At 56.9% G+C, this 26,980-nt stretch carries 24 protein-coding genes and 1 pseudogene; 12 read left to right on the forward strand and 13 right to left on the reverse strand.

Going from position 1 to position 26,980, the window contains the following annotated elements:
- Window position 1: 1 nt before the first annotated feature.
- The 8 genes from BLU28_RS24905 to BLU28_RS24940 form a co-directional block, all read right to left on the reverse strand.
- Window positions 2–2,332, reverse strand: coding sequence for an alginate lyase (locus tag BLU28_RS24905; protein WP_022563233.1), 2,331 nt, complete (start codon window positions 2,330–2,332; stop codon window positions 2–4).
- 70 nt (window positions 2,333–2,402) lie between these two features.
- Window positions 2,403–3,932, reverse strand: coding sequence for an extracellular solute-binding protein (locus BLU28_RS24910; protein WP_034497518.1), 1,530 nt, complete (start codon window positions 3,930–3,932; stop codon window positions 2,403–2,405).
- Between the two features lie 60 nt (window positions 3,933–3,992).
- On the reverse strand, window positions 3,993–4,874 hold the full coding sequence (locus BLU28_RS24915) for a carbohydrate ABC transporter permease (RefSeq protein ID WP_006697906.1): 882 nt from the start codon (window positions 4,872–4,874) through the stop codon (window positions 3,993–3,995).
- Between the two features lie 10 nt (window positions 4,875–4,884).
- Window positions 4,885–5,814, reverse strand: coding sequence for an ABC transporter permease (locus BLU28_RS24920; RefSeq protein WP_022563231.1), 930 nt, complete (start codon window positions 5,812–5,814; stop codon window positions 4,885–4,887).
- The gene (locus tag BLU28_RS24925; RefSeq protein ID WP_004446116.1) at window positions 5,811–6,926 is read right to left on the reverse strand and encodes an ABC transporter ATP-binding protein; all 1,116 of its coding nucleotides are present in this window, start codon (window positions 6,924–6,926) and stop codon (window positions 5,811–5,813) included. The genes BLU28_RS24920 and BLU28_RS24925 overlap by 4 nt, the downstream gene beginning before the upstream one ends.
- A gap of 34 nt (window positions 6,927–6,960) precedes the next feature.
- Entirely contained in the window at window positions 6,961–7,671 is a 711-nt protein-coding gene (locus BLU28_RS24930) for a GntR family transcriptional regulator (RefSeq protein ID WP_022563230.1), read from the reverse strand.
- Window positions 7,672–7,904: 233 nt separating this feature from the next.
- A complete protein-coding gene (locus tag BLU28_RS26160; protein WP_139190430.1) occupies window positions 7,905–8,126 on the reverse strand; it encodes a hypothetical protein in 222 nt (73 codons plus the stop codon).
- Window positions 8,127–8,572: 446 nt separating this feature from the next.
- Window positions 8,573–9,454, reverse strand: coding sequence for a LysR family transcriptional regulator (locus BLU28_RS24940; protein ID WP_022563228.1), 882 nt, complete (start codon window positions 9,452–9,454; stop codon window positions 8,573–8,575).
- A gap of 122 nt (window positions 9,455–9,576) precedes the next feature.
- On the opposite strand from BLU28_RS24940, the gene BLU28_RS24945 reads away from it, so the two are divergent.
- The 6 genes from BLU28_RS24945 to BLU28_RS24970 all read left to right on the forward strand — a co-directional run bounded on the left by BLU28_RS24945 (window position 9,577) and on the right by BLU28_RS24970 (window position 15,426).
- Window positions 9,577–10,626: a hydroxyacid dehydrogenase gene (locus BLU28_RS24945; RefSeq protein WP_077985887.1), complete on the forward strand. Its 1,050-nt coding sequence runs from the start codon at window positions 9,577–9,579 to the stop codon at window positions 10,624–10,626.
- Window positions 10,627–10,658: 32 nt separating this feature from the next.
- Window positions 10,659–11,342 (forward strand): RraA family protein, encoded by a 684-nt coding sequence (locus BLU28_RS24950; RefSeq protein WP_022563226.1) that lies wholly within the window; start codon window positions 10,659–10,661, stop codon window positions 11,340–11,342.
- A gap of 94 nt (window positions 11,343–11,436) precedes the next feature.
- Window positions 11,437–12,393 (forward strand): tripartite tricarboxylate transporter substrate binding protein, encoded by a 957-nt coding sequence (locus BLU28_RS24955; protein WP_077985886.1) that lies wholly within the window; start codon window positions 11,437–11,439, stop codon window positions 12,391–12,393.
- Window positions 12,393–12,857, forward strand: a complete 465-nt coding sequence (locus BLU28_RS24960; RefSeq protein WP_006697898.1) for a tripartite tricarboxylate transporter TctB family protein — start codon at window positions 12,393–12,395, stop codon at window positions 12,855–12,857. Before BLU28_RS24955 ends, BLU28_RS24960 begins: the two co-directional genes overlap by 1 nt.
- A gap of 11 nt (window positions 12,858–12,868) precedes the next feature.
- Entirely contained in the window at window positions 12,869–14,377 is a 1,509-nt protein-coding gene (locus BLU28_RS24965; RefSeq protein WP_006697897.1) for a tripartite tricarboxylate transporter permease, read from the forward strand.
- 68 nt (window positions 14,378–14,445) lie between these two features.
- Entirely contained in the window at window positions 14,446–15,426 is a 981-nt protein-coding gene (locus BLU28_RS24970) for a D-2-hydroxyacid dehydrogenase (protein WP_022563223.1), read from the forward strand.
- 216 nt (window positions 15,427–15,642) lie between these two features.
- Here BLU28_RS24970 and BLU28_RS24975 read toward each other — a convergent pair whose 3' ends face one another.
- On the reverse strand, window positions 15,643–16,539 hold the full coding sequence (locus tag BLU28_RS24975) for a LysR family transcriptional regulator (protein ID WP_022563222.1): 897 nt from the start codon (window positions 16,537–16,539) through the stop codon (window positions 15,643–15,645).
- A 136-nt stretch (window positions 16,540–16,675) separates the two neighbouring features.
- Between BLU28_RS24975 and BLU28_RS24980 the strand changes: the two genes are divergently transcribed.
- Both BLU28_RS24980 and BLU28_RS24985 read left to right on the forward strand, forming a co-directional pair.
- Window positions 16,676–17,002 carry a nuclear transport factor 2 family protein gene (locus tag BLU28_RS24980; protein ID WP_022563221.1) on the forward strand — a complete coding sequence of 109 codons (327 nt, stop codon included), beginning with the start codon at window positions 16,676–16,678 and terminating at the stop codon, window positions 17,000–17,002.
- Window positions 16,999–17,778 carry an SDR family oxidoreductase gene (locus tag BLU28_RS24985; protein ID WP_022563220.1) on the forward strand — a complete coding sequence of 260 codons (780 nt, stop codon included), beginning with the start codon at window positions 16,999–17,001 and terminating at the stop codon, window positions 17,776–17,778. The genes BLU28_RS24980 and BLU28_RS24985 overlap by 4 nt, the downstream gene beginning before the upstream one ends.
- Window positions 17,779–17,807: 29 nt before the next feature.
- Here the strand turns inward: BLU28_RS24985 and BLU28_RS24990 are convergent, their stop codons facing one another.
- A complete protein-coding gene (locus tag BLU28_RS24990; RefSeq protein ID WP_022563219.1) occupies window positions 17,808–18,275 on the reverse strand; it encodes a MarR family winged helix-turn-helix transcriptional regulator in 468 nt (155 codons plus the stop codon).
- A gap of 144 nt (window positions 18,276–18,419) precedes the next feature.
- On the opposite strand from BLU28_RS24990, the gene BLU28_RS24995 reads away from it, so the two are divergent.
- Both BLU28_RS24995 and BLU28_RS25000 read left to right on the forward strand, forming a co-directional pair.
- Complete coding sequence (locus BLU28_RS24995) at window positions 18,420–19,211, forward strand: alpha/beta fold hydrolase (RefSeq protein WP_022563218.1); 792 nt, start codon at window positions 18,420–18,422, stop codon at window positions 19,209–19,211.
- Between the two features lie 32 nt (window positions 19,212–19,243).
- Window positions 19,244–19,657 (forward strand): annotated as a pseudogene (locus BLU28_RS25000) (GMC oxidoreductase); the annotation flags it as partial.
- Between the two features lie 384 nt (window positions 19,658–20,041).
- On the opposite strand, the gene BLU28_RS25005 reads toward BLU28_RS25000, so the two are convergent.
- A complete protein-coding gene (locus BLU28_RS25005) occupies window positions 20,042–20,539 on the reverse strand; it encodes a DUF6985 domain-containing protein (RefSeq protein WP_022563216.1) in 498 nt (165 codons plus the stop codon).
- 448 nt (window positions 20,540–20,987) lie between these two features.
- Between BLU28_RS25005 and BLU28_RS25010 the strand changes: the two genes are divergently transcribed.
- The gene (locus tag BLU28_RS25010) at window positions 20,988–22,205 is read left to right on the forward strand and encodes a GGDEF domain-containing protein (RefSeq protein WP_022563215.1); all 1,218 of its coding nucleotides are present in this window, start codon (window positions 20,988–20,990) and stop codon (window positions 22,203–22,205) included.
- A gap of 149 nt (window positions 22,206–22,354) precedes the next feature.
- On the opposite strand, the gene BLU28_RS25015 is transcribed toward BLU28_RS25010, so the two are convergent.
- Both BLU28_RS25015 and BLU28_RS25020 read right to left on the reverse strand, forming a co-directional pair.
- A complete protein-coding gene (locus BLU28_RS25015; RefSeq protein WP_022563214.1) occupies window positions 22,355–24,310 on the reverse strand; it encodes a methyl-accepting chemotaxis protein in 1,956 nt (651 codons plus the stop codon).
- Between the two features lie 512 nt (window positions 24,311–24,822).
- Entirely contained in the window at window positions 24,823–25,572 is a 750-nt protein-coding gene (locus BLU28_RS25020) for an SDR family oxidoreductase (protein WP_034497515.1), read from the reverse strand.
- A gap of 110 nt (window positions 25,573–25,682) precedes the next feature.
- Here BLU28_RS25020 and BLU28_RS25025 point away from each other — a divergent pair, with 110 nt between their 5' ends.
- Window positions 25,683–26,588, forward strand: coding sequence for a LysR family transcriptional regulator (locus tag BLU28_RS25025; protein ID WP_004446094.1), 906 nt, complete (start codon window positions 25,683–25,685; stop codon window positions 26,586–26,588).
- The last annotated feature ends 392 nt before the right edge of the window (window positions 26,589–26,980 follow it).

The following is a 26,980-nucleotide window of genomic DNA, read 5'->3' on the forward strand; positions in this document are numbered from 1 at the left end:
ATTAGAACTGCTTGGCAAGAGAGAGTTTGAAGCGCTCGTCATCGACATCGCTGAAGTAGATGTCCGTCGAGAAACCCTGATCATCGATGAAATTGAAAATACGCTTGGGTTCGCTCAGGATGTAAGGCACCAGAAGAGTGACCAGACGGTGCCGCGTTGCTGCCGGCACGGTCGCGCAAACGTGGTGATGAATTTCGAGCCCTTCAAATTCCTTCGGGTCGATACCCTGGAAACCTTCAACGGCGGAAATCTGCGGTGCGCCAGAGGATGAATAAACAAACTGGCCGTAGAAGCCGGCTTTTTTGCCGGTGTAACGAAAACTGGAACGGCCGGTCTGGGGGGCACCGATCGTGTGGCAAAGCCATTGCAGTTCCTGTGGCTCACTGCACTCAACCTCATCGACGAACACAAAATAGCTGTCGTTGACGAAATGGATTTCTCGCTCTGCCTTGAGCACCAACGGGTTTGCAACCTGATAGGCCGCCGTTGCATCGCCGACGATTTTGATATGGCCAGGTTGCTCGTCTACCGAGACAATACGCCCGGCTGCACGCCGCGCCAGCGCCTTGTCCTTTTCGGCATATTGGCCTTTGCCACCGATCAGCACCGCATTTTTTGACCGGGTCTGACGGCGCCAGTTCACATGCATCTGTGAATTGAAGGCAACGTAATGACCGGATTGGATCGCGAGGTCTTCGCCGTAGGCGTAAAGCACAAAGGCGTTCTGATCGCCGTGGCTGTGGCTCAGCGAACCGTAGGGACTGGACTTGAATACGAATTGCAGATGCCGGTCCGGATCTTCCATGTGTTTCTGGATTGTCACCCAGCCAATATCGTTGAACACGGAAAGGGCTGGAAGATCGGTCGGCGCAACGGCCGCCACCTGCTGGTAATCGTGACGATAAACGAGATCGTCGAAATTCAGGTCCCACCAGCCGTAATTGTAGAAGGCCATTTCTGTGCCGGTGGCATCCTGCTTAATGCGATCGAAATACCATTGGTAATGGCCATTGCCGGTCACACCAGCAAACTGGCGCACATTGTAACCAACCTTCAGACCGGGCAGATCGCCCATGGTGGAATCGTCACCAAAATTGGCGCGACGTGTTCCGGGCGCCTTGGTGTAGAGAGGGAACCGGCCGGTGTTCTGGAAGAAGGGGCGCTGATAGAGATCGTAACCGATATAGGACCGGATCAGGTTGGCCGCTTCAATCAGATAGGCCATGCCAGTCATCCAGTAGTGCGGACCTTCGGCCCAACCACCATCGGTGCCAGCCCATGGAGAATAAAGTGTCGACAGGAACTCAACCGTATAGTCGAGCCATTCGCCGCCTTCGTCGCTTTCACCCAGCAATGAAATGCAGGCAGGTGTCAGCACGGCAGACAGGGAGCGTACTGCGTGGCTGTCATAGGGGAAGACGTGGATACGCGCATGCGAGATCACATGGTCAGCGACCTCACGCGTACGGCGCAGCAGAACGGCTTTGACCGTTTCGCGCTCTTTCGCACTCAGATGGTCGTAAAGCCAGTCATATCCCCAGGCCAGTGCAACAACGACACGAAAGGCGGCTTCATCATTATAGGCGCGGGAGGTCGGGCCAGACGGATCCCAGCCCGCCACGGTCAGCAGCCAGTCACGCGACCTGTCGAGCAGGTCTTCCCGCCCCAGAACACGTCCCGCAATCGCCAGATGGCGAATGGCATAAATCACTTCCTGGCAATCAATATACATTTGCCGCCACAAGGTCGCGACGCGGACATTGTTGGGGTAGGGTTTCGGTTCCAGGATGATCGGCCGGTCCAGCCAGGGCTGGACAGATTTTTCGAAAAAGTCAGACCACCCGCAATGATCGGCATCCTTAGCAACAGCAGCCGAGAAAGCTTTCAACTGGTCGCCATTCAGCCAGAGCCTTGGATGGCTCGTATGGGCGGCGGCACGTCGCGCCGCCCGGCCGGGTAACGGGGTTTTTGGCAATGCGGCAGTGATTTCGAAGCCCCGCGCCTTGCTCCAGTTGGAAAGAGGTTGCCGTGCATTCTGGTCCCAGAGCGCGTAGCTCCAGTGATAGTGGCCATCCTCCAGCGCCACGTCTGGGGTGAAGAAATTCCAAGCCAGATCTTCAAACACAGTTGTCTGTGCGTCAGGGAAATTGGGGTCAGTCGAGATGCGCAGCACATAGCGCGCACCATCATCAATATCGGGAAGCCAGGAAAAACGTGGGGGATTTTCGGTAGGCGGTAATTGCTCACTCGGCATGTAGCCAATGGTCAGGGAACCTGGGCGCGGTTCATCGAGATGAGCTTGTCTGGCAATCGCCGAGGCAGAGGGACGCATTGCGCTCTAACTCCTATAAGAACAAAGAGAGGAGATGGCGGCGACAGGGCCGCCATCACAATAGCCTGATTTATTGGGCCGATTTGTACTGACGGTCGTAGGCTGACTGCATCATCTTGATGACCTCATCGTAACCGAGTGCCGTCAGCCTTTTCTTGTAGGCATCCCAACCGGCATCGACGTCCTGCGCACCAAGGATCCAGGTTTGCTGCATCTCGGTCATGTATGTGAGAATGCTCGGCCAATAGCGGTCGAAGGTTGCCTTTTCCTCGGCGTTCAGCGACACGCCCATGAACTCGTCCTTAAGGCAATTGCACTTGTCGTACATATCGATACCTTCAAGCGCGATTTTGTTGGTCCACTGGCGTTCATATTCGTAGTCCATCCAGTAGCCGCGCGGTACCTGCGCACCCACAGCCCACAGCTGGGCATTAACCGGGTCCTTGTTTTCAAGAACTTCCTTTTTGAACTGCGGTTTGCCGTCGACCATCTCATAGGTCAGGCCTTCGACACCGAAGTTCGACAGGACACGGCCTTGCTGGGAGAACCAGAAATCGAAGTACTTGATCGTTTCGACCGGATGTTCATTGGCGGCCGAGATCGCCCAGCCAACCGGCTGAACACGCAATCTGCGGGCATCTTCGAAACGTTGACCGGAGACGGTCTTCGGCGGCAACATTGGCTTCAGCGCGAAACCTTCGATCTTTGGCGACAGCGCGTCGTTATAGGTCGAGGTGCTGGCGAACCAGTCATGCGTCATGCCGCCGAGATTGTTGCCTAGAAGATATTCACGCGACCGGGCGCCCCGCGTGAAGATTTCCTTGTCGATCAGGCCTTCCTTGTACCACTTGGCGACGTTCGAGATGCCGGTCCTGTAGTTTTCTTCAGCCCATGGATGGCGCAACTCGCCGTCATAGACGGCAAAGTCACCATAGCGTTCAGAACCTGAAACCCGGGCATCCCAGAGATTGATAAGGCGAACCGCGTCGATCTCTTCACGGGCAAAATACGGTACTTCGTCCTTCTTGCCGTTGCCATTCGGGTCCTTGTCGCGGAAGGCTTTCAGGACCTCATAGACTTCTTCAGGCGTTTCCGGCTGTTTCAGTCCCAGTTTGTCCAGCCAGTCCTGGCGGATGAACCAGCCACGGGAGTATTTTCCGTCCGGCACGTAAGGAATGAAATAGAGCTTGCCATCCGGTCCGGAAATCGCGTTGCGGATATCCTTGTGGCTGTCAAAGAATGCCTTGAGGTTGGGGGCGTGTTCCTCGATCAAATCATCAAGCGGAACAAATGCACCTTCCAGCCCGTAACGAATGAAGTCTTCCTTCAGGCCGCCCGACGCATCACCGCCGACGATGTCGGGAAGGTCACCCGAAGCGATCAACAGGTTGAAGGCATCGCGGCTGCTGGTGGTTGCCAGCGATGCGACGTTGCGCACACGGATATTGGTGATCTCCGCAGCCTTCTGCTCCACCGGCCACTTTTCCGAATAGACGTATTTGTCGCGGAAGTGGAAGTGGATCGTCAGCTCCAACGGGTCTTCTGATATTTTGCCCGTATCTTGCGCGAAGGCCGGCAAGGCCATTGTCGCTGCAGTCATCAACGCCAGAAGGGGCGTGCCTTTTCGCAGTTTTCTCACAGGTTCTCCTCCCTTGTGCAGCTACTCTTTGACCCCGCCCAGCAAAATTCCCTTTGTGAAATACTTCTGGGCGTAGGGGTAAATGATAAGGACGGGGATGATCGACGCGATCATGATGGCGGAGGTCACCGTCTCGAATGAATAATGGGCTGTGAGCAGGCTCGAAGCGAACTCGTCGTTCGAATTGAGGTCGACGATGACGCGCTTGAGGTAGACCTGCAGCGGGATTTTCTCCTCGCCACGCAGGAGCACCATTGCCCAGAAATACCCGTTCCAGCGCGAGACGATGCAGAACAGCGCCACCGTGACGATGGCCGGTTTGGAAAGCGGAATGAATACTTTCCACAGCAGTTGCAACTCGCTCGCGCCGTCCATCTTGGCGGCTTCCTCGAAGGATTTCGGCACGGCTTCGAAGAAGTTTCGCAACAGGATGACATTGAAGGCGCTGGCCGCGAACCCGATGATGATACCAAAGCGGCTGTCGAGCAGGCCGAGATCCCGCATGTTCAGGAAGAAGGGGATCATGCCGGCATGAAACCAGAGCGTGAAGGCAATCGCGATATTGAAGAACGTGCGACCGCGCAGACGCTTGCGTGACAATGCATAAGCGCCCGGGATCATGATCAGCAGGCTCATGAATGTACCGCCGAACGTGTAGATGAACGTGTTGCCGTAAGCGATCCAGAACATCCTGTCCGAGAGGACATGTTCATAGGCCGCCAGCGTGACATCGACCGGCCAAAGGGTGACGCGACCGGCAGTCACCGCGGCCCCTGAGGATATCGAAACTGCTGCGACGTAAATGAACGGGTAAAGCGTCGACAGAACGAATAGCCCTAGAAGAATGGCGTTAGCCCAGCCAAAAATCCTGTCGCCACGCGAATAGAGATTGAAACTTGTCATTTTCAGTTCCTCACCAAAGCGATGTCGACGAGACTCGTCGGCTGATGCGGTTTGCCGAATAGACCAGCACGAAAGCGATAACCGCATTGAACAGGCCGGCGGCCGTTGCCAGGTCGTACTGGGTACCTTGCAGACCGGTGCGGTAGATGAAGGTCGAAACGACGTCGGCAGTCTCGTAGGTGGAAGGGCGGTAGAGAAGAATGATGTATTCGAAACCGACCTCGACCAGATTGCCAATGCGAATAATGAGCATGATGACAATCGTGGGGAGAATGCACGGTAGCGTGATCCGCCACATCATCTGCCAGCGCGAGGCTCCATCGACCCTCGCGGACTCGTAAAGGGTTGGGCTCACACCGGCGATTGCTGCCAGATAGACGATCGATTCAAACCCCGACTCCTTCCAGACCGACGAGCCGATGAACACAGGCCGAAACCATTCGGGCTGCGTAAGGAAATATATCGGTTCAAGCCCGATGCCCTTCAGCAGAAGATTGACGATGCCGATGGATGGGGAGAGGAAATTGATGACGATACCCGCAACGATCACCACGGAGATGAAGTGGGGCAGGTAAACGATCGTCTGGGCCCAGCGCTTGCCGATTTCGCTCTGAACCTCGTTAAACATCAAGGCCAGAATGATGGGGACCGGAAAAGCGAAGATGAGGCCGAGGCCACTGATGGTGATGGTGTTCCAGAATGCACGAACGAACATGTCATTCTGGAAAAGCTCGATGAAATTCGCAAAGCCGACCCACGGACTTTTCTCGATGCCACGGAAAATCGAAAAATCCTGAAAAGCGATGACCAGGCCGTACATCGGCTTGTAAAGAAAGAGTGCAAACCAGATGGCCATGGGGGCAAGAAGCAAATAAAGCTGCCAGTCACGGCGCACATCTTGCCAGAGCTCGTGTAGCGACTCCTGAAGATACTGTCTCATGGCCGCGCCCTGCCGGCGGCCTTGAGAGATCTGCCGCTTGCGGCGTCAAAAACATGGATGCGCGCCGTATCGATACCGAGCCGGGTAACGCCGTTTAGCGAGTGATCCGCATAAAGCGTTTCGGCTTTGGCGATGAAGGACTGGCCATCGGCCTTCCCGTGCAACAGTGCCTCGGCACCAAGCGGTTCAACGAGGTCGATGCTGCAATTGAGCACGTCCTGTCCATCGGCCACTTCTACGGACATGATTTCGGGTCTGATGCCGAGTTTCACCGGCTGGCCTTGCACCGCGTTCCGGGCAAAGGCATCGGGGATCGTCAGGCTTTGTCCGGCATCACCCGTGAGCACGGCTTTGGCGTAGCCACCCTGCTTGTCGATTGTCGCGTCAAAAAGGTTCATGGGCGGAGAGCCGATGAAGCTGGCGACAAAAACATTCGCCGGCTCAAGAAAGACTTCCATCGGCGAGCCGACTTGCTCGATATTGCCGCGGTTCATGATGACTATACGGTCGGCCAGTGTCATCGCCTCGACCTGATCGTGGGTCACATAGACGCTCGTCGCCTGCATGCGCTTGTGCAGCTGCTTGATTTCAGCCCGCATATGGGTGCGCAGCTTGGCATCAAGATTGGAAAGTGGCTCATCGAAGAGGAAAATCTTGGGGCGACGTACGATCGCGCGCCCCATGGCAACACGCTGACGCTGCCCGCCCGACAGGTCGGCTGGCTTACGTGCCAGATATTCCGTCAGACCAAGGATTTGGGCGGCTTCGGCAACGGCCTTGTCGACCACATCGCGCTTTTCACCGCGCACGCGCAGGCCGAAAGCAATGTTCTCGGCGACGTTGAGATGCGGATAAAGCGCGTAGTTCTGGAACACCATGGCGACATCGCGATCTTTCGGGGCGATCTTGTTGACCACCCGCCCATCAATCGCGACGGTGCCGCCGGAGATATCCTCAAGACCTGCGAGCATGCGCAGTGTGGTGGATTTTCCGCAGCCCGAGGGGCCGACGAGCACGACGAATTCTTGCGGTTGAATGGAAAGGTTGATGCCATGTACGACTTCGAGAGCACCGTAGCGCTTGACGACGTCGTTGATTTGAACTGCGGACATGAAAGGCCCCTCCTCAAAAGCCTTGAATGTTCAGTCAGGCAGGGGCCTTGGCTCCTCTTGACACACGCTTCCTGGTGACGCGCGTATTGACCTGTTCGATGAAGGTCCAGATTTTGGGGTTCTTGGAGAGCTCTGCGATTTTGGATTCCAGCGATCCCAGATGACACTGTATGGCGTCACGCGCTGCCTCGACGTTGCCAGACTCGATCGCATTCACGATCGCATCGTGCTCTTCGATAACCTTTTCCGTGCGACGTACAGCAAATACCCTTTTCAGGTGGCGCATGCGGTCCATTTCACCTTTGGCCTGATTGACGACGCTCCAGGCGCCGGGCAGGCGAGCCGCTGCAAAAATCGTGCGGTGGAATTCCTCGTCGAGCAGGAAAAAGTCAGTAAACTCTTCATCGGCCGCGGCGGTACGCTGCTGCGAAAGACAGGTCTTCAGGCGGGCGATATCTTCAAGTGAGTGCCGCTTGGCAGCCTCTATCACCGCGCCTTCTTCAAGCTTGAAGCGGATGAAACACGCTTCCATGTAACGCTGCACGTCGATCGGCGAGATATAGGTACCACCCTGCGGTACAACCGTCACGAAACCTTCCTCTGCAAGGCGAATGATCGCCTCGCGCACCGGCGTCTTGCTCACATGCAACAACGCCGCGATTTCCTTTTCGGACAGAGCCCGACCCGGCAGCAGCTTCACTTCCACAATCAATTGGCGAAGCAACGCGTGGATCCGATTGGTCATGTTTCCCTCAACCGGCAAGTCCTGCGGCGTCACAAGATCGGACAGAGGCAAAGATGGGAATTCAACGGTTTTAGACATATCAATAACCAAACTGAGATATCAGAATCTAAGTTGACATATCTGTTGATTTTTTGAAAGTCAAGCTTGTGATGAGGATGGAGATGTCGACCTACCCACAATTCATCCGGATTTTCTATGGAAAGCATCTTCACCCGCAGGGGCTAACACCTTGATTAAAAAACTTTTTCAGTCCGCCTGTGAATGGCTCGAAATATTCCATCCCAAAGCAGGGCGTCCGGGAAAGTTTGAATATCCGGCACAGTTGTTCGGGAGGCTTCGACACGTTTGATCGCTGCAATCGAAGCTGGCGTGGATTCAGGCGCTGGCTGAATTCGCCACAGCAAGGTTCGTTGACAAGCTGATTTTGGGCCAGCCAACATCAGTTCCGCCAACATTGCTTCCTCAACCTTGGCTCCTTCGAAGCATGGAGCAGAGGCCCATCTTGAAGACGTGCGATCACAGCGCGCGATGATGCCGTCCAGAGGCAATATCAACGTTCCATCCATCGTACGTGCGGCGTTCTACCGGTTGATGAAATACAAAAGTCCCGAGTCCTATTGCGGGAAAAGGACGCTTAACAAGAAAGTGGATATCCAATCAGGAAATCAATTGGATCTGGATTAGTCCGCCGGAGCGCTTGGTTCGAATCTCGACAAGTGTTGATCTATCGGCGTTCGAGAGCTCCTCGCCGGATGTCTATTGAGGAATATTCGCGAAAGCATGAAGCGCCACGCCAATCTTCTGAGCCGCAGCGGCGAGGCGTTCATCCCTCGTCCACAAGCTTGATCGTCGATCGGGGAGGATTGAGGTCAACCGATGGGCATCAGTATGCCAGCGTCAGTCAACGGGCTATACCGTACGGATCGCTAAGCCTGCTCAAGTGCTGGTGCAGCCGATCTATAATCGCGACGCGCGTCCCGGCTCGCCTTTGCACGAGCCCGATAGGCCGAAATATCTGCGGCTCACCAAATGGCGCCGAGACAATCGGCACAGCGATATCTCTAAGCGCGATCCAGGGCACCACGGACACGCCGAGACCATGAATTACGCAAGAGACCACCGACGCGATCGTGTCGATCTCGGCTATCAGGTTCGGGGCGACGCCGGTTTTTGCAAGCTCGGTCTCGATGATCTGGGCCAATCTGAACCGACTGTTGAACCTGACATAAGGCATGGTCGACAGCATGTCGATGCCGGACATTCGGGGAGTGCCCTTGGGAGCGATCACGAGCAGGGGTTCGTTGATAAAGGGGTGCCACCTTAGCGCTGAAGGGATTCCAGAGTACTCGGCGACCATCGCGCAGTCCAGGCGGCCGGACAGGACGCCGCTCATCAATTCATCTGTATTGGCGACCTGTAGCTTGATCCTGAGATCAGGATAATCTGCCTTGAGGGCGACGATTGAGAGAGGCAGGAGCGAAAGCGCACTTGAGCGAACGGAGCCGATTGTGAAGGTCCCGCTGATGGCTCTGCCGGAAATCGTGTCAATGATGTTGTCTGCATCACGCACCAGAGTACGTGCTGCTTCGAGCATCTGCAGCCCATGGCCGTTAAGCGTGATCGGCCGGCTCGAGCGATCGAAGAGTTCTCCGCTGACCTCTAATTCAAGTGCCTGCATTTGCTGACTGACTGCGGATGGGGTCAAACCGACGGCCTCAGCAGCCTTTGCAAAAGTTCCGTGCTCAGCGATCGCGATGAAGGTCTTCAGTTGCCGCGTATCCAAACCATCCTCCGACTAATTAAGATTCTCTGTTCATCTTGGCCAGAATTATTCGCTTTAATCAAGAGAGGCTTATGTTAACTTCCGCTCAGGAGACGCCAGGAGGAGCTTTGGCGTATGGGAGGATGGCTACGCTGCGCGCTCAGCGCTCGCGTCCTCGCGCATTCCAGTTCGAGGTACGCATGGGAAGCCGAAACATCCTGGTCACTGGACCAGCCATCAACGAACAAGCAGTCAAGCTGATCGCCGAGAACGGCTATCACGTGTCTTACGTTCCCCCTTACACGAGCGAAGACGACCTGGTCCGGATTGTGACGGAACTTGATCCTGTCGGCGTGGTGGTGCGCATGGGGCGGTTCGGCTCCGCAGCGATTGAAGCCGCGCCTTCGCTACGTGTCCTTTCCAAGCACGGGGTTGGGGTTGACAACATCGACGTGGACGCCGCGTCTCGCCGCGAAATCCCCGTTGTCGTCGCCGCTGGCGCAAATGCGCTTTCGGTCGCTGAACATGCGATTGCACTACTTTTTGCCGTGGTAAAGCGGATTGTGCCGCTCGACAGCAGCCTGCGCGCTGGGCGCTGGGAGAAGGCGGGCTTTGCTGGCAAGGAACTGGCTGGCATGACTATCGGCCTTGTCGGGTTCGGCGCGATTGCTCGGCAAACTGCCTTGTTCGCTAAGGGTTTTGGCTTGAAGGTCCAAGCCTTCGACCCCTTTACAGATGAGGCGGCGTTTGCCGAGGCAGGTGTCCGCCAGGTGACTGATGTCGACCGCCTCCTCTCCTCGTCGGATATCTTGAGCCTGCACTGCCCTTTGACGCCCGACACGCGGAATTTGCTTGATGACCGCCGGCTCGGCCTGATGAAGCCGGGATCGTTCGTTATCAATACAGCCCGGGGCGGCCTGATCGATGAGGATGCCCTTCTTCGCGCTGTCGAAAGCGGACAGATTGCCGGGGCCGGGCTTGACACGTTCCAGACAGAGCCTCCTGGAGACAACCACCCGTTCTGGCAGAATCAGCGGATCGTCGTCACGCCGCATATCGGCGGCGTAACCCAGGAGGCGAACGTTCGCGTCGGCGTCGATGCCGTCGAGGGCATTCTTGCGATCGTGGAAGGTCGTGAGCTTGGCCGCGAGAGGATCGTGAACCATCGCGCGCTGGCAAAGACACCTGCCTGAAAAAGACAATCAAGATCATCGAGGAGAATACGTTGACTATAGGATTTAGGGTTCGCAACAGGGACAGGATCGTCGAACAGGAATGGATCGACAAGTTCAGGGAGCTTCCCGTCGCCAACATCAGCGATAGCATGCACCGCATGTACGCGGGCGGCGCTCAGCTTCGCCCGATGCACCGCCACGGCAAACTTGTCGGCCGCGCACTGACCGTCAAAGCGCCTCCGGGCGACAACCTTATGCTCCACAAGGCGATGGACATGGCCGTGGACGGCGACGTCATCGTCATGGATGCCGGCGGCGACGTGACCCACGCCCTGATGGGGGAGATGATGCTCGACTACGCTCATCGCCGCGGTGTTGTGGGCTTCGTTCTCAACGGTGCGATCCGCGATGCGGATGCGTTTCTCGAAATGAACGTCCCCTCCTACGCGGTCGGCGTGACCCACCGTGGCCCCTACAAGAACGGCCCAGGCGAAATCAATACGCCCATTGCCATTGGAGGAATGGTTGTGATGCCGGGCGACCTGATCGTAGGCGACGCGGACGGGGTCGTCGTTGTTCCGATCGACGATGTGGCGGAGGTTTACGAACGGACGGTTGCCAAGCACGCCGCCGAGCAAAAGCAGATCGAGAATATCAAAGCTGGCACGCACAAGCCGACTTGGTTCAACGACGCCCTCGTCAAGGCCGGATGTGAGCTACCGCCGACTAACTGAACGAAGCTGGCCGATGTTCCGGAGGGGAAACGTCGGCCGGTCACCGAGACCTTGGACGGTACCGTCCAAATACAAACTATCCTGGGAGGATAAGATGAAGCATTTGATTAGAAATACCGCACTGGCAACGACGCTGCTTCTCGCCATAGGCGTAGCCCACGCTGACTGGCCAACGGATCGCCCGATCGAATTTATCGTGGCGTTTGCTCCGGGCGGCGGCACTGATGTGATGAACCGTACGCTTGCTCCTTATGTGGAAAAGGAACTGGACGCGAAGATAACCGTCCTAAACCGTCCAGGTGCGTCCGGTGAAATCGCCTATACTGCGATGACCCAGGCTCGCCCCGATGGCTACACCGTTTCCTCGCTAAACACGCCTGGCTATCTGACGATGCAAATGGATCGCAAGGTGCGGTTCGACCCGAAAAAGCTCTGCCTCGTCGCGCGCATTGTCGAAGATCCCGGTTCGTTCATTGTCCAAACCAATTCCAAGTTCAATACGCTCAAAGACCTCGTCGCCTATGCGAAGGAGAACCCCGGGGCTGTTACCGTCGGCACAACTGGCCTCGGAACCGACGAGCATCTTGCCATGCTTCAGTTGGAGAAGTCTGCAGGTATCGATCTGACTGCGGTCACCTTCAATGGGGCGAACGAGGCTCGCACCGCGCTTCTCGGCGGGCACGTGCACACGATCGGCATCAACGTCGGGGAGTTCGTGGGCAGCGATCACTCCGCGTTCAAGAATCTCGGCCAGTTTGCCGAAGAGCGCGCCTCCATCGCTCCCGATCTCCCAACCGCAAAAGAACAGGGTTTTGAAGTCCTGATGAGTTCTGAGCGCGGAATCGCAATGAGCTGTGACGTGCCGGAGGAAATTCGGACGAAGTTCTCCGCCGCGGTGAAGAAAGCTCTCGACGATCCAGAGTTCAAGGCAAAGGCGAAGCAGATGTCGCTGGCCATTTCCTATCGCTCGTCCCAAGATTGGGACAAGGAGCTTCCCGTGCGCGCTGAGCGCCTGGGCGCGATCTGGAAACTGGCCAAGGAACAGAAGTAATGGCCGCTCCCCGCAAGGCTGGAGGCACCGGTGACCGGCCTGACCTCTTCACCGCAGCGTTATTCATGGGATTCGGCGCGCTTGGCCTATGGGCCGGGCGCGACCTGACCATGGGCACGGCATCCGCCATGGGCCCAGGTTACCTGCCTCGAATAGTGTGCTGGCTTCTTATCATCATTGGCGCCACGATCGGCGGGTTGGGCGCGGTCCGGGCACGGGTCGACATCGACAAACCGAAGCTCTGGCCGCTTATGGTCATCCTTGCAGCAGTTGTTGGCTTCGCCTTCATCGCGGAGTTCTTTGGTTTCGTTGCGGCGTCCGTATGGTTGCTTCTGGTCGGCAGCATCGCTGACCGCGATTCACGGCTTCGCGAGGTCATCCTGCTGACCGCTGGGCTGACAGCGTTTGGCGTTTTGGTCTTCATTGTCGGCCTTGGCGTGCAAATGCCTATCTGGCCGTTCTGAGGGAGGTATAATTGAATTTCGTTGACCTTCTCATGCTGGGCTTCAGCGAGGCCCTGACGCCGACGAACCTGGGCTTCTGTCTGCTTGGCGCTCTGCTTGGCACGCTGATCGGGGTGTTACCAGGTATCGGGCCGACGGCGACGATCGCGGTTTTGCTGCCGATTACGTTCTACCTTCCGCCTCTGGCGGGCCTCATCATGCTCGCCGGCATCTATTACGGCGCGCAGTACGGTGGATCGACGACGGCTATCCTCGTCAATCTTCCCGGAGAGGCGTCGTCGGTCGTGACCGCTGTCGACGGTTACAAGATGGCTCAGAAGGGAAGGGCCGGGTCGGCGCTTGCCGTCGCGGCGCTCGGTTCCTTCTTCGCCGGAACGGTCGCGACGTTCGGTATTGCTATCGCTGGTCCGACGCTATCGTCTTTCGCCCTTTCCTTTGGCCCGGCAGAATACGTGTCGCTGATGCTGTTCGGCCTTCTGGCGGCCACTATCCTCGCCCGCGGACCAGTCCTGAAGGCGATCGGCATGATCCTTCTCGGTCTGCTGCTCGGTATGGTCGGGATCGACGCCAGTTCCGGGGAGGAACGCCTTACATTCACTGCAGTCGAACTCTTCGACGGCATCGACTTCGTGGTCATCGCCATAGGTCTGTTCGGTTTCGCGGAGATCATCGAAAATCTTGAGAACGTCGAAGCTCGTGGTGTGCTTGTCAGCAAGCTCAGCCGCCTGTGGCCGACCAAAGAGGACTTCAAACGGGCCTGGCCGGCTGTCCTTCGCGGCACGGGTGTCGGGACGTTTCTCGGCGTACTTCCGGGCGGCGGAGCCACTCTAGCCTCATTCTGCGCCTATTCGGTAGAGAAAAAAGTATCCAAGCGTCCCCAGGAGTTCGGCGAGGGTGCCGTTGAGGGTGTCGCCGGACCGGAGGCTGCCAACAATGCCGGCGCACAGTCCTCGTTTATCCCGCTTCTCACCCTGGGCATCCCATCGAACAACATGATGGCGATGATGCTGAGTGCGTTCATCATACACGGCATCACCCCGGGACCGACGGTACTGGCAACCCAGCCGGAAATCTTCTGGGGACTCGTTGCCAGCATGTGGATCGGCAACCTGATGCTCGTCGTGATCAACCTGCCACTGATCGGCGTGTGGGTGAAGCTCCTGACGGTCCCGTATCGTCTGCTGTATCCGGCAATCCTTCTCTTTTGCTGCGTCGGTGTCTACAGCATCAACAACCGCATATTCGACGTGGTACTGGCTGCCGGGTTCGGCCTGCTGGGGTATGCCTTCCGCAAGGCCAAGTGCGAGCCGGGTCCGCTACTTCTGGGGTTCGTCCTGGGACCGTTGTTGGAAACCAACATCCGTCGCGCCCTGACAATTTCGCACGGAAACCCCAGTGTCTTCGTGGAGCGGCCGATCAGTCTGGTCCTGCTGATCGCGACAGCCGGCGTGCTTCTGCTGATGATCCTGCCGTCATTCCGCAAAACACGCGAAGAAGCGTTTCAGGAAGAAGAAGCCTGAGGCTGATCTTAAATTGAGCGGCCGCTTGAAAGCGGCCGCTGTTCTCCCTCTGAACCTGGTGTCCCCCAATGCCTCATGCTTCCAGCAAGCCTCTTCGGATCGTCCTTCTCGATCGGAAGACCTTACCCGACGATATTTACTTTCGTGCGTTCTCCTTCGCTCACGAGCTCGTTCAGTTTGACCAGACGGCTCCCGACGAGGTGCCGGAGCGCATCAAGGATGCCGACATCGTCATTACCAACAAGGCCCCTGTGCGCGGCTCAGCGGTCGCGTCCGCTCCCAGACTTAAACTGGTCGCCGTAGCGGCGACGGGCACCGACGTCGTAGACGTCGCAGCATGCGCGCAGCATGGAGTCATCGTCTCAAACATCCGCAACTACGCCGTCAACACCGTACCCGAGCACACTTTCGCTCTGATCCTTGCGCTTCGCCGCAGCCTGCTCGCCTATCGCAATTCGGTGCAGGCCGGACGCTGGCAGGAAGCAAACCAGTTCTGCTATTTCGACTTCCCGATTAACGATCTCGCCGGTTCGACGCTCGGCATCATCGGTGACGGTGCCCTCGGGCGCTCGGTGGCCGATCTTGGTCGTGCTTTCGGGATGAAGGTTCTTTTTTCGGACTACAAGGGCACCAGCGGAATGGGGCCGCTCTATACGCCGTTCGAGAAGGTCCTCGCGCTCAGCGACATCATCACCTTGCACTCTCCCTTGATGCCTTCGACCCGCAACATGATCTCGACCGCGGAGTTCGCACGGATGGCTAGGCGGCCTCTTTTGATCAACACCGCACGCGGCGGACTCGTCGATGAGGCCGCGCTGGAACACGCCTTGAGAAGCGGCCAGATCAGCGGCGCCGGCTTCGACGTCGTCACCACCGAGCCGCCTGCACACGATCATCCGCTGATGCGGCTGCTCGATCTGCCGAACTTCATCCTGACGCCGCATGTGGCGTGGGCGAGCCGAGAGGCTGTGCAGTCGCTGGTCGACCAACTGATTGATAATGTCGAGGCGTTCGAGCGCGGCGCCCCCACGAACACCGTGGCCGCTTGATCATGGCGGCAGTCGCGGACAAACGCGCGCAGCCTTCGGGAATATCTCTGCCTCGATGATTTCGCGGAAGGTATCCGCCCATTTTATTGAGGCGAAGTAAACCTCTCGACAAGGGACTTTTGAACTTTAGCTGTGTCCCAGCAGTCAACCGGTTCAAATAGCTTCAAGAGTTTAAGAACGCCCAGCGTTCACTGGCATCGAACATCTGCATGCCGGTCATTCTCTTGCAAATTCGCGAGCAGCCTGAATAAATGCGGTGAACGCTGCAGGGGGGGTCTTCCTACCAGGGTAATACAACGCCAGCGGGGCCAACGAGGGCGTCCAGTCCTCAAGAACGCGCACCAGTCGCCCAGCCTCAATATCCTCTCGAACATCCGCTTCCATGAGATAACCAAGCCCAACCCCATTTTGGGCTGCTATCGTAACGAGGCTTGGCTCGTCCAGAGTGATCGCGCCTTGCACGTCGATCTGGAGTGCATTTCCGTCTTTCTCGAATTTCCACCGGAAAAGCGCATTGTTCGGAAGGCGCGCGCGAATGCAGCGAAACCTGTAGAGGTCAGTTGGTACAATTGGCTTGCCATGTCTGCGCAGGAATTCCGGTGATGCGACGACCGCATTGCTGCGCTTCAAGCCCAAAGGCACGGCGATCATGTCGGCAGGAACGAGATCGGCCGGTCTCAGACCCAGATCAAAACCCGCCGCGACAATATCGACAATCCGTCCCTCCGTGACAAGGTCGATATGCACTTGCGGATACTTCTCCAGAAATGACAGGACGAGCGGCGCCATTACTTCTCGTGCTGCCGTGGCGAAGGCGTTGATGCGCAATGTTCCGCTCGGGGTCTCCTGAAGCGACTGGGCCGCGAGCATTGCGTCGCGGATGTCGGTCACCGCTGGTCCGACCCGTTCTACAAACGTCTTCCCCGCATCGGTCAGGGACACGCTTCGCGTCGTCCTGTTGAACAGCCGGATACCGAGGCGCTGCTCCAGCTTCGCGATGGAGTTGCTCAAGGCCGTTGTTGACATTCCAAGGTCGAGAGCCGCTGCGCGGAAGGTTCCAAGGCGGGCGATGCTGAGGACGGCATCAAGGTCAGCAAGGACGGAACGGGTCATTTATCCCTCTTTTCGCAATACCTCATCCTTGTTTATCCTGCTTATCCCGTCAATAAGCTTCATCTATCTTCCAGCCAGTGGATATCGCGAAGGCGGAGCCACAGCCCAAGATACCAAAACGACGGGAGATACTACGATGATCGAACTACCCAGCGCTATCGAAGCCTATTTCGAAGCCGACAGGTCAGGCTGTCCGGACGCCATCGCTGCCACCTTCACCGAAAACGGGGTCGTCAAGGACAAGGGGAAGATTCACATCGGGCAGAAGGCCATTCGGGCGTGGATGACCGATGAGGCCCAGCAGTACAGCTACACGGTCAGGCCTTTCCTGATCGCCGTCGAGAATGGAAAGACCCAGGTGATGGCCCACGCAGCCGGCACCTTCCCCGGAAGTCCGATCGACCTTCGCTTTATCTTCGTCCTTTCGGGCGACAGGATTGCTGAGCTGGAGATCACCCTATGACGCCGTTTCTGACACTGGAGGGCCGTCGAACTCTCATCACCGGCGGGACGTCGGGCGCTGGCGCTGCGACTGTGGCTCAGTTCAAGGAGCTCGGCGCCCGCGTGCTGACAACCGCACGCAGAAAGCCGGAGGACTTTTCCGGCGCGGCCTTCGTCGAGGCCGACCTGACCACGATGGATGGCGTTCAGACAGTTGTTGACGCAGTCCACCGGGAGCTCGGCGGACTCGATATCCTCGTCAACGTGTTGGGCGGATCCTCAGCACCTTCTGGCGGCTTTGCGGCGTTGACCGAAGAGGAATGGGAAAAGGAATTCAACCTTAATTTCTTCCCTGCGGTGAGGCTGGACCGCGCCCTTATCCCCGGAATGATCGCGCAAGGAAGCGGCGTCGTCATTCACGTGACGTCGATCCAGCGCGTCCTTCCGCTGCACCAGGCGACGACCGGATACGCCTCCGCAAAGGGCGCGCTCAACACCTACAGCAAGAGCATCTCCAAGGAGGTTTCTCCCAAAGGTGTACGGGTGGTTCGGGTTTCTCCCGGCTGGATTGCAGATCCGGGCTCCAGCGGTCTTGCGCTTCGTATCGCGGAGGAAGCCGGCATCAGCTACGACGAAGCTGTGCAGACGATCATGGACTCGCTTGGTGGTATACCGCTTGGCCGGCCGGCCAGGCCTGGAGAAGTCGCCGACCTGATCGCGTTCCTTGCGTCGGATCGAGCGTCGTCAATTACGGGTACAGAGCATGTGATCGACGGTGGGACCGTACCGACCGCCTGAGCGGTGAGGCGATTTACCACTATCGAAGGTCAGGCGGGTGCGTCCCATCCGCCGACCTGGGAATAGATCGCGTTACGGAGATACCGGACATCGCGGTTAAGAGCAGCGAGTTCCTTTGGCGTCTGTGTAGAGGCCGCGAGCAAAGTGTCGCTGAGGCAGCCGGCCTTGTGCTGCAAGGCACGGCCGTCGTCGGTCAAGGCGATGACAACCTGCCGCTCGTTGCTAAGGTTGCGCGTCCTGCGCAGCAAGCCGGCAGTCTCGAGTCGCTTCAGCAGCGGTGTCAGCGTGCTTGATTCCAGAGCAAGGGTCTGGGCGATGGCGCCAACCGTCTGTCCGTCCTGGCTCCATAACACGTTGAGTACGAGATATTGCGGATAGGTCAGGCCCAGTTCATCGAGAAGAGGCTTGTATGCACGCTGGATCGCAATGCCGGCGGTGTAGATCGCATAGCATAGCTGGTCGTGCAGAGGCGGTGGATCGTTATGGCGTTTTGTCACTGTGAACTCCTGTTGCGTCAAATGTAACGAACGAAAGTACGAAAAACAATATCGCGATAATAATTATGTTGACGCGCAACTCCAAATCTGACAGCCTGAATATATCGCGATAAATGTTATCGCGAGTAAAAAGAGGAAAAAGTCATGACGCGCAAGATCCCGCCCACCGTCGCAGCAATTGCAGCCGTAGCCACATTAACTGCCGCATTGCCGGCAAACGCAGCCGATACCATCCCCAGGGAGCAGTCCGTCAGAAACGTTGTCCTCGTTCATGGAGCCTTCGCGGACGGCTCCGGCTGGAAAGGGGTTTACGATAATCTGACCAAGCGTGGTTACCGCGTGACCATCGTCCAGAATCCACTGACGTCTCTCGCTGATGACGTTGCCGCGACTGCCCGCGCGCTTGAGCGCCAGGATGGTCCGGTCATTCTTGTCGGACATTCCTGGGGCGGCACTGTCATCACGGAAGCCGGTATCGATCAAAAGGTTGCCGGCCTCGTCTACGTCTCCGCACTTTCTCCGGATGTCGGCGAAACGACGGCTCAGCAATACGACGGTTTTGCTCCTGCATCGGAGTTCGTCATCGAAACCACGAAGGATGGATTTGGCTATGTCAGCCCGGACAAGTTCAAGGCTGGGTTTGCCCATGACGTCAGTGACGCCGATGTTGCGTTCATGAAAGATGCCCAGGTCCCGATCAATATGTCGGCGTTCAGCACGAAGCTTGAACATGCTGCCTGGCACATGAAGCCCAGCTGGGCTGTTATCGCAACCGAAGACAAGGCGTTCGATCAGGCAATGCTGATCCATATGGCCGAGCGCATCAAGGCAAAAATCACAAAGGTCTCAGCAAGTCACGCACTGTTCATGACCCAGCCGGAGGTCGTGGCCGATACCATTGATCAGGCCGCCAAGGCCGTCTCCGCGAAGAAGTAATGCCAGGCACGGCGTCATCGCAACAGCCAAATTCCCTGGTCGAAACAGGTCTGGAAACACCGGAATATGGCTGGACGATGTTCAACGGACTTGCCCATCCGAAGAGTCGGGGCCGGTTGCTACTCTCCGGCTCCGACGCAACTGATCCGATCCTGATCGAATCGAATTCACTCAGTGAGCCGGAAGACATGGCTGCCGCCTTGGCCGCCGGGGAATTGTGCCGCATGCTCGGGAATAGTGACAGTTTCGCACCTCCGGTGAAAGGCGAAACTGCTCCGGGCGCGCGCGACCGATCGGGCATGATCAATTTTATTCAGCGCTCTGCCGTCACCTACTGGCATCAGTCCTGTACTGCAAAGATGGGTCGTGACAGCATGTCTGTTGTCGATAACAAGCTGAAAGTCTACGGGATCGGCGGCCTCCGTATTGCGGACGCCTCCGTCATGCGGGCATCTCAGGTCTTCATGTGTCGGCGTTGAAGTGGGTCTGGCTAGAATCTCGGACGCCGAACAGTTCGTCTCCTTCCAGATTGCACAGAGTATTTTGCATCCTCACCGAGCTCGAAGAGCAAAACCTTCGGAATGCTGATGTGATTACGGACGAGATCACAACGACTGGAGAGGGGCGGCATTGTGCGACCGATTGTTCTGCACGGTTTCGACACGTCGTTTAGCATCTTGTTTCTGCTGCGAGTGTGCGCCATGGCGGCGAGGAGGTGGGGACTTCCGATGTATAGCCCAGGTCGTCTCGCCTTTCATGGCTTTCTCAAACAACGTGTGGTGAGCGTTTTTCCTGGTAGGTTCACACGCCCGTAAGCAAGTCTCGGATACTCACTCGGCAATCCTAGTTGTGTATTCCGGGTTTCGCGCCTTGTAGACGACAGCCTCCAAAGCGGGATCTGCGTAGGCATTCACATTGGTCAGGTGACCATTATATCCGCCGACTTTCGTAAGCGTCGCACCGTTTCGCCAAACCATCATGAGGCCACGTTCGACATCCCAGCCGCACTCAGCCTGCATCACGACGTACCAGTTTTCATCCTCCTTTCGCCCTTTCTTGACGGTAACAGGTCCGGGAGTGACATGATCCCATATATCGGCGGGTGATTGTGGAACGCCCATTTCCGCGTCCAGCCATTCTGGTTTCCCGGCCTCTTCGTAATAGTCCTTGTAGAAGGCAAAAACGTGCCGCGTGTCCAAGAGCCTGTCCGCCTCCGTCAGCGCAAGAAACGAGGCCAGAGCAGCAGCGGACTCAGGAGCGTCAGGATCAGGCTCTTCGTCCAGTTCAACTTCAGCGCCATCAAAATAAGAAACGACGATCGTAGTCATAAATCTGCACCTTCAATCCTGCCGCAAGCCGATTTTCAATGCGCCTCCACGGGAGCGTCGGAGGCGCACTGTATCATGATGTTTCGCTGCCGGAAGGGATAGAGGGCGCAGGCAGCGCAGGCCGCGACGGGCGGCCTAGAGGCAAGACGCCTCTATCAGGTCCTCTGTATCTCCTTAACGGCCAATGTAACGAACATGGTCTAACTGCAGTAACTGAAAGTTCGGGGCAACTTCAAGCGCGGTGATGGGGTTGGTTTTTAGAAGACCGGTTCGATTTTGCTCAATGCTGCCAGTCAAGTTAAACCGGCCTCTGCGTGCACCAGTTTTCATCTAGGTGCTGTGGTCGAAACAGATGATTTTGGCGATGGATTAAAGGCTCGACAAGTTTTTTACCCGCCGTTCACGGGTTTCGCCGTACTGGTCACGACTTCTGAGAATGGGACATCAAATGCCCGACTTTTATACGCTCTTTCTCGTTGTCTTGCTGCTCGGTCTTTCTCAATGCCTTATTTGGGGTCTGGTGGTCTATCGCTACGGCGAACTGAAGGCGGCACGTTATTGGTTCTCAGGCAGCGTTGCCAGTGTGCTCGGAGGAGCTATTCTGGCCCTCCAGGGAAATGATGGTCTGCTCATCCAGACTGTACTCGGTAACAGTTTCATAGTTCTGGGATTTTATCTGAACTGCGTGGGCGCCCGCTGTTTCCACGGCGCTCGATTAAAGTTGCTTTCTGTCGCTTGTCTTTTCGTGATCAGCGTAGTGCTGATGCTGGCAACTTTTTGTCCCTGGTACGCGCGCAATCCTGTTTACACGGTGGCGCAGTTGTTGCCGCTAGCAATCACCGCAGTCTTTCTCTTGCGACACCATGGCGGCGAACTCGGCGCAATTGTCAGCAGCGGTGCAATGATCGTGGCCGTTTCCTCGCATGCGATAATTGCTTGCGGCAACATCTTGATCGTCACCCGCCTAACGCCAGAACTGGACCTCAAAGCGGCAGCCGCTGTTGATCTCTTGGCATTCCTTTTTGCCGCAGTGGTCTGGAATTTCGGGTTCCTGTTGTCGGCTGTCGATCGGCTTCGAGGTGAAGTCGAACGCCTCGCCAATGAAGACGAACTGACGGGTCTCGCCAATCGTCGAATGCTGATGAACAAGCTTGCAGATATGTGTGGTCCGTCCCATACCAAACGTGTTTTTAGCGTCATGCTTTTCGATCTCGACCGCTTTAAGGCGATCAATGACAAGTATGGGCATGCTGCCGGGGATGCTGCGCTCCGGCATGCCGCTGCCGTTGTTTCCGAGAAATTATCTGCCAACGATGTTTTTGCTCGGCTTGGCGGGGACGAGTTTTGTCTGCTTCTACCCGGCGTGTCACCCGTCGATGCCGCCGCCAGGGCGAGGACGATGATCAAGGCGCTCACGGCAACACCGATGATATGGAATGACTGTCCCTTGGTGATAAAGACAAGCATTGGCATTGCCTGCTGCACGACCCTGGATAAAATCGATCCCGAGGAACTTCTCGACCAGGCGGACCGTGCATTATACGAGACCAAAAAACGTAGTCGAAACGGATACTCTGTCTATAGAGGTTCGTCTGGCGCTGCGATCAGCGGTAACGTGATACAGCTTAATGATTTCGTCGCAGCAGAGGCAAAATCCAAGTCTTGAAAGTGGAAGCCGAGGGAACTCCCACGACTTGCGTCGCTCCCTCGACCGAAAACCCGCTTTTAATCTGCAAGCGAAGTTTCCGATCCAAGGCACTCGTGATGATGATCAACGGCCGGGCGGTTGGTCTGTCGCGCCGCGGCCGTAGATTTTTAGAACTCCTCCCAGCTGTCTTGCGCAACCGCGGCAGCCGAACCACCCCCGAACGCGTTCGCAATCTTGCGGCCAAGGGCTCTAGCCGGTGATGCTGCAGGTCGTGAAGCTGGCGATGCCGAGCGAACGGCCGCAGGGGCTACAGACGAACGACTTGTGCTTGCGCCATCGGCTAGATTGAAACGCGATAGCAGCTGGTTGAGGGATGCCGCCTCCTTGGCGAGGCTGTGGCTTGCGGCTGTCGACTGTTCGACCATGGCGGCATTCTGCTGTGTGCCCTGGTCCATGGTGTTGACGGCCGTGTTGATTTCCTGAAGGCCAACCGACTGTTCGCGCGAGGATTCGACAATCGCGGCGATATGACGGTTAATCTCTTGCACTTCCGTGACGATCACTTCGAGTGCCCTGCCGGTTTCACCCACCAGTGTCACGCCGGAGCGAACGTGTTCACCGGATGTCGTGATCAATGCCTTGATCTCTTTCGCAGCCTTTGCAGACCGCTGGGCAAGTTCGCGGACTTCCTGTGCGACGACCGCAAAGCCCTTGCCGGCCTCGCCGGCGCGGGCGGCCTCAACGCCTGCATTCAAAGCCAGAAGATTGGTCTGGAAGGCAATTTCATCAATAACGCTGATGATGTTGGTAATTTCACCGGATGAACGTTCGATTTCGTTCATGGCGGTAACGGCCTGACGTACGACTGCTCCGGACTTTTCCGCACCCTCACGGGCCCTCGCGACCAGATGGCCGACTTCTTCGGCACGGTTGCTGCTGTCCTTCACGGTCGTGGTGATTTCCTCCAGAGCGGCGGCTGTTTCTTCGACTGAGGCAGCCTGCTGCTCAGTGCGCTTGGACAGGTCGTCGGCGGCAGAGCGAATTTCGTTGGCACCGGCATCGATGCCGCGAGCGTTCTCGCCGACGGCGCGCAACGCGTCATTCAGATTCGCGACCGAGCCATTGAAGTTGTTCCGCAGAGTATCGAGATGGGCAACAAACGGTGTCTCGATGCGATACGCGATATCACCATCGGCGAGACGGTCGAGCCCCTTGGCCAGTTGGTCAACGGCAAATTGGGTGTCGGCAGCGTCCTTCGCCTTTTGGGCCTCGCGTTCCAATCGTTCCTGTTCGGAAAGGCTGCGATTGGCATCAGCTTCTTTTTCCAGACGGATTTTCTCAAGAGCATTGTCGCGAAAAATGGAGACCGCCTTTGCCATCTGACCTACTTCGTCCTTGCGATCCTGACCATCGACGAGTGCAGTGGTCTCCCCCTGCGCCAGAGTGATCATGCGCTCGCGCAAAGAGGCGATAGGCGTCGTGATCCCCTTGGCGGCAACAACGAGTGACGCGATGATGCCGAGTGTGAATGTGATGCCGACAACCATCAGCGAGGTAAAGATGGTGGAGTTTGTTTGGTCGGTCAGTTCGTCACTTCTCGCAGCCACGGATTTCAAGACCTGGTCCAGAAACGCTGCGTTGTCGGTCGTCAGGGGAAGAATCAAAGAGTCCGCTTTTGCCAGGGTCGCCCTTGCCGGTTCGTCCTGATCAGCTTTACCCAGTTGAACGGCCTGGTCAGTCAAGACGATGACTTCTTTCGTTCTCTCAATGATTTTGTCTATCGCAGCGCTCTCACGTGGGAGAAGTTCTTTCGTGTGCTGGAGACGCTCAAGAAGCTTGCCTTTGCTATCGCTGTAAAAGTCGATAGCTGTTTTCATGGCCGGATCGTCTTGGCGGTAGGTCAGGATTTGATAGGCGGCGTAAGCAGTTGCGACGACATTTCGGTTTACGCGCGACATCTCGACACTGGCGCCAGCATCATTGGAAATGAAATCGGAGTAGCTCGTATCTGCTGCTTTGTATCGGGTTGCGATAAACGCCGTGGCACACAGGCCCACCACGCACAGAGGGATGATCAGGGATAGAATTTTCGTGCGAATGCTCGCATTTTTAAGAAACGACATATTTCCTCGCGGTTCTGTTTTGAAATCGCGAACACGAAGCAGGGAGCATTGCGACCGGGAACTGGTCGAATGAAAAAAGAACTCTGCTGCAGGGGATTCGGCATGGATATGAAGAATTACAGAAGGTGCATGCCGTCATGGCAACCTGATTTTGCTCTGTCTGCTGTTATGGTAAATTAGTTATCGTTTAAATGTAATTAAAGAAACGGCGGCGCTCATAACAAAAGCCGAGGAGACAGGACTTCGCTTTTCGAGCCGAAGGGACCTGTATCCACGAAGTGCAATTTGGCACGTCACCGGATCATCTCTTCAAGATCGAGGACGCCGAAACGGCATTTTCTTGCGCGGTATGCCGACCGCCAGTTGCGACCGTTTTGCGCCTTCATGCCGGCCACAGAAACCAGCTTGGCCGCTGACCGAAAGCAGACGTCACCAGCGATGCGCGCCTTGACATCCGACAACCGTCGGAGCCCGGCGCGCTGCTGTCACCGGATTCCGTTGCTTGGGGAGTGTCACAATGTGCCCATGCCACCGTCGATCATGATCTCGCTGCCGACCGTGTAGGCGGCTTCGTCCGATGCCAGGAACACTACCGCCTTTGCAATCTCGGACGGTTCGCCAAAGCGGCCGGCCGGGACCAGATTTTGTATGCTCTCAGCGACATTCTTCAGGTCAGTCTCGGTGAAACCCAGCTTGCCATAGAGCGGTGTAGAAATGGGACCTGGGCTCACCGCATTCAGCCGGATACCGCGTGTGATCAGTTCGCCGGATAACGTGCGGATGAATGACTGTAGTGCCGCTTTCGAGGCGGCGTAGACACTCGAGTTAGGCATGCCGATGTGGGCATTGACCGAGGTGTTCAGTACGATCGAAGCCGGATTGGCCAGTATCGGCAGTAGTGCCTGCAGCAAAAAATACGGGCCTTTCACATTGATGTCGAAGACCCTGTCAAAACCTTCTTCGTCCCATGCTTCCAAAGGCTTGAGAAGGGCGACGCCTGCATTGATGAAGACGATGTCCAGGCTCCCGAATGCCTCCCTGATCGTTTCAGCGACGACCTTCTGGCCCTTCACGTCGGCAGCGTCTGCCTTGATGACCAGTACACTGGGACCAAGCTCCCGCCGTGCAGCTTCCAGCGTCTCGGGATTGGTTCCCGTGACTGCTACCCGCGCAGCCTCACTGATGAATTGACGTGCTGTCTCAAGTCCGATGCCGCTGGTGCCACCGGTGATGAGCGCCCGCTTGCTTTTGAGCCTACCCATAATCTGAATTCCTTCTCGTTGTGTGGGTTTTCGTAAGTGCGAATGTGGCGCAAGCATGCTGTTCGTACTACTGTGCCAATGGCGGACGTACCTTTCGGAAAGGCCGAACAATGAAGCTGGATGGCATTTCGAGTTTCGTGGCTGTCGCCGAAGAGGGCTCGATCAGCGGGGCGGCACGCACGCTCAGGCTGTCAAAATCGGTCGTGAGCGAACGTCTGGCGGAATTGGAACGCAGCCTCGGCGCTACTTTACTCCACCGTACGACACGTCGCGTTTCGGTGACGGAAGATGGCGCTGCCTTTCTCGAACGCGCCAAGCGCATCCTGCGAGAGGTCTCTGAGGCAGCGGCGGATTTGTCCGAGCGGCGTGGAACGCTGGGCGGTCCAATCCGCATTGCTGCGCCTGTTACCTTCGGGCGGATGCACCTGGGGCCGGCTCTGTATCCGTTTCTGGCTGCCAATCCCGAAATTGAGATGTCGCTCGAACTCGACGATCGGCGAGTCGATATTGCATCAGACGTTTACGATGGCGTTGTGCGCCATGGGGCGATTGACGATTCGAGACTGATGGTCTGGCGTTTGGCGCCAAGCCGCCGTGTCCTGGTGGCCTCCGAGGCCTATCTGTCGGTCAACGGGATGCCTGCAACAACTACCGAACTCGCTGCCCATAAGGGTTTGTTCTACACGAACCGGGGTGTTGCGGATTGGCGTTTCCTTACGCCTGGAGGCATTGAAATCGTTCGTGCACGCATTGGATTCAGAGTGAACAACGGCGACATGCTGCGAGATGCGGCAATCGCCGGTCTCGGTATTGCACTCCTTCCGCTCTTCATCGCAGGACCGGACATTCGCGATGGGAAGCTCAAGATCGTCGATGTCGGCGTTCGGCCGGATGCGGAATTCGTCTTTCTTGCGCACCCCGAGGGTCGCCGTCCTTCGGCAAAACTGCGCGCACTGGCGGCTCACTTGAAAGCGTCGTTCGGGGACCCGCCCTATTGGGAGGATGGCGTGGGTTAAGGGACGCATCATAACGGCCCCGCGCGCCTGCGCCTCGTCAGAGAGTTATATATACTAACCCGATGAAAAGTTACGTATTGATCGTCGCGGTGGCATAGGGTGGATTAGATCAAATATCTTCATCGATCGGCCGGTGTAACGTAAGTACGGTTGCCGGCCGGGCGCAGACAAGCTGGGTCAACATAGCTCGCCGCTGAATTGTCGATGGTGATCCAAATTCCGAATGTTGAGCTGGAGTGGATCTGGTCGCTTTCACGGATTTGTCAGGCCCTGAACACGCACATTATAGATTCGTACGGTGCCACGCTGATTTTCAGCGTATGCACGTAGCGAGCCTGCAATTCCGGTTTTGATGAAGGCTTCGAACATCGTCTTCGCATCTTCAAGGACCG

The organism is Agrobacterium pusense (assembly GCF_900102105.1).
GTDB lineage: Bacteria > Pseudomonadota > Alphaproteobacteria > Rhizobiales > Rhizobiaceae > Agrobacterium > Agrobacterium pusense.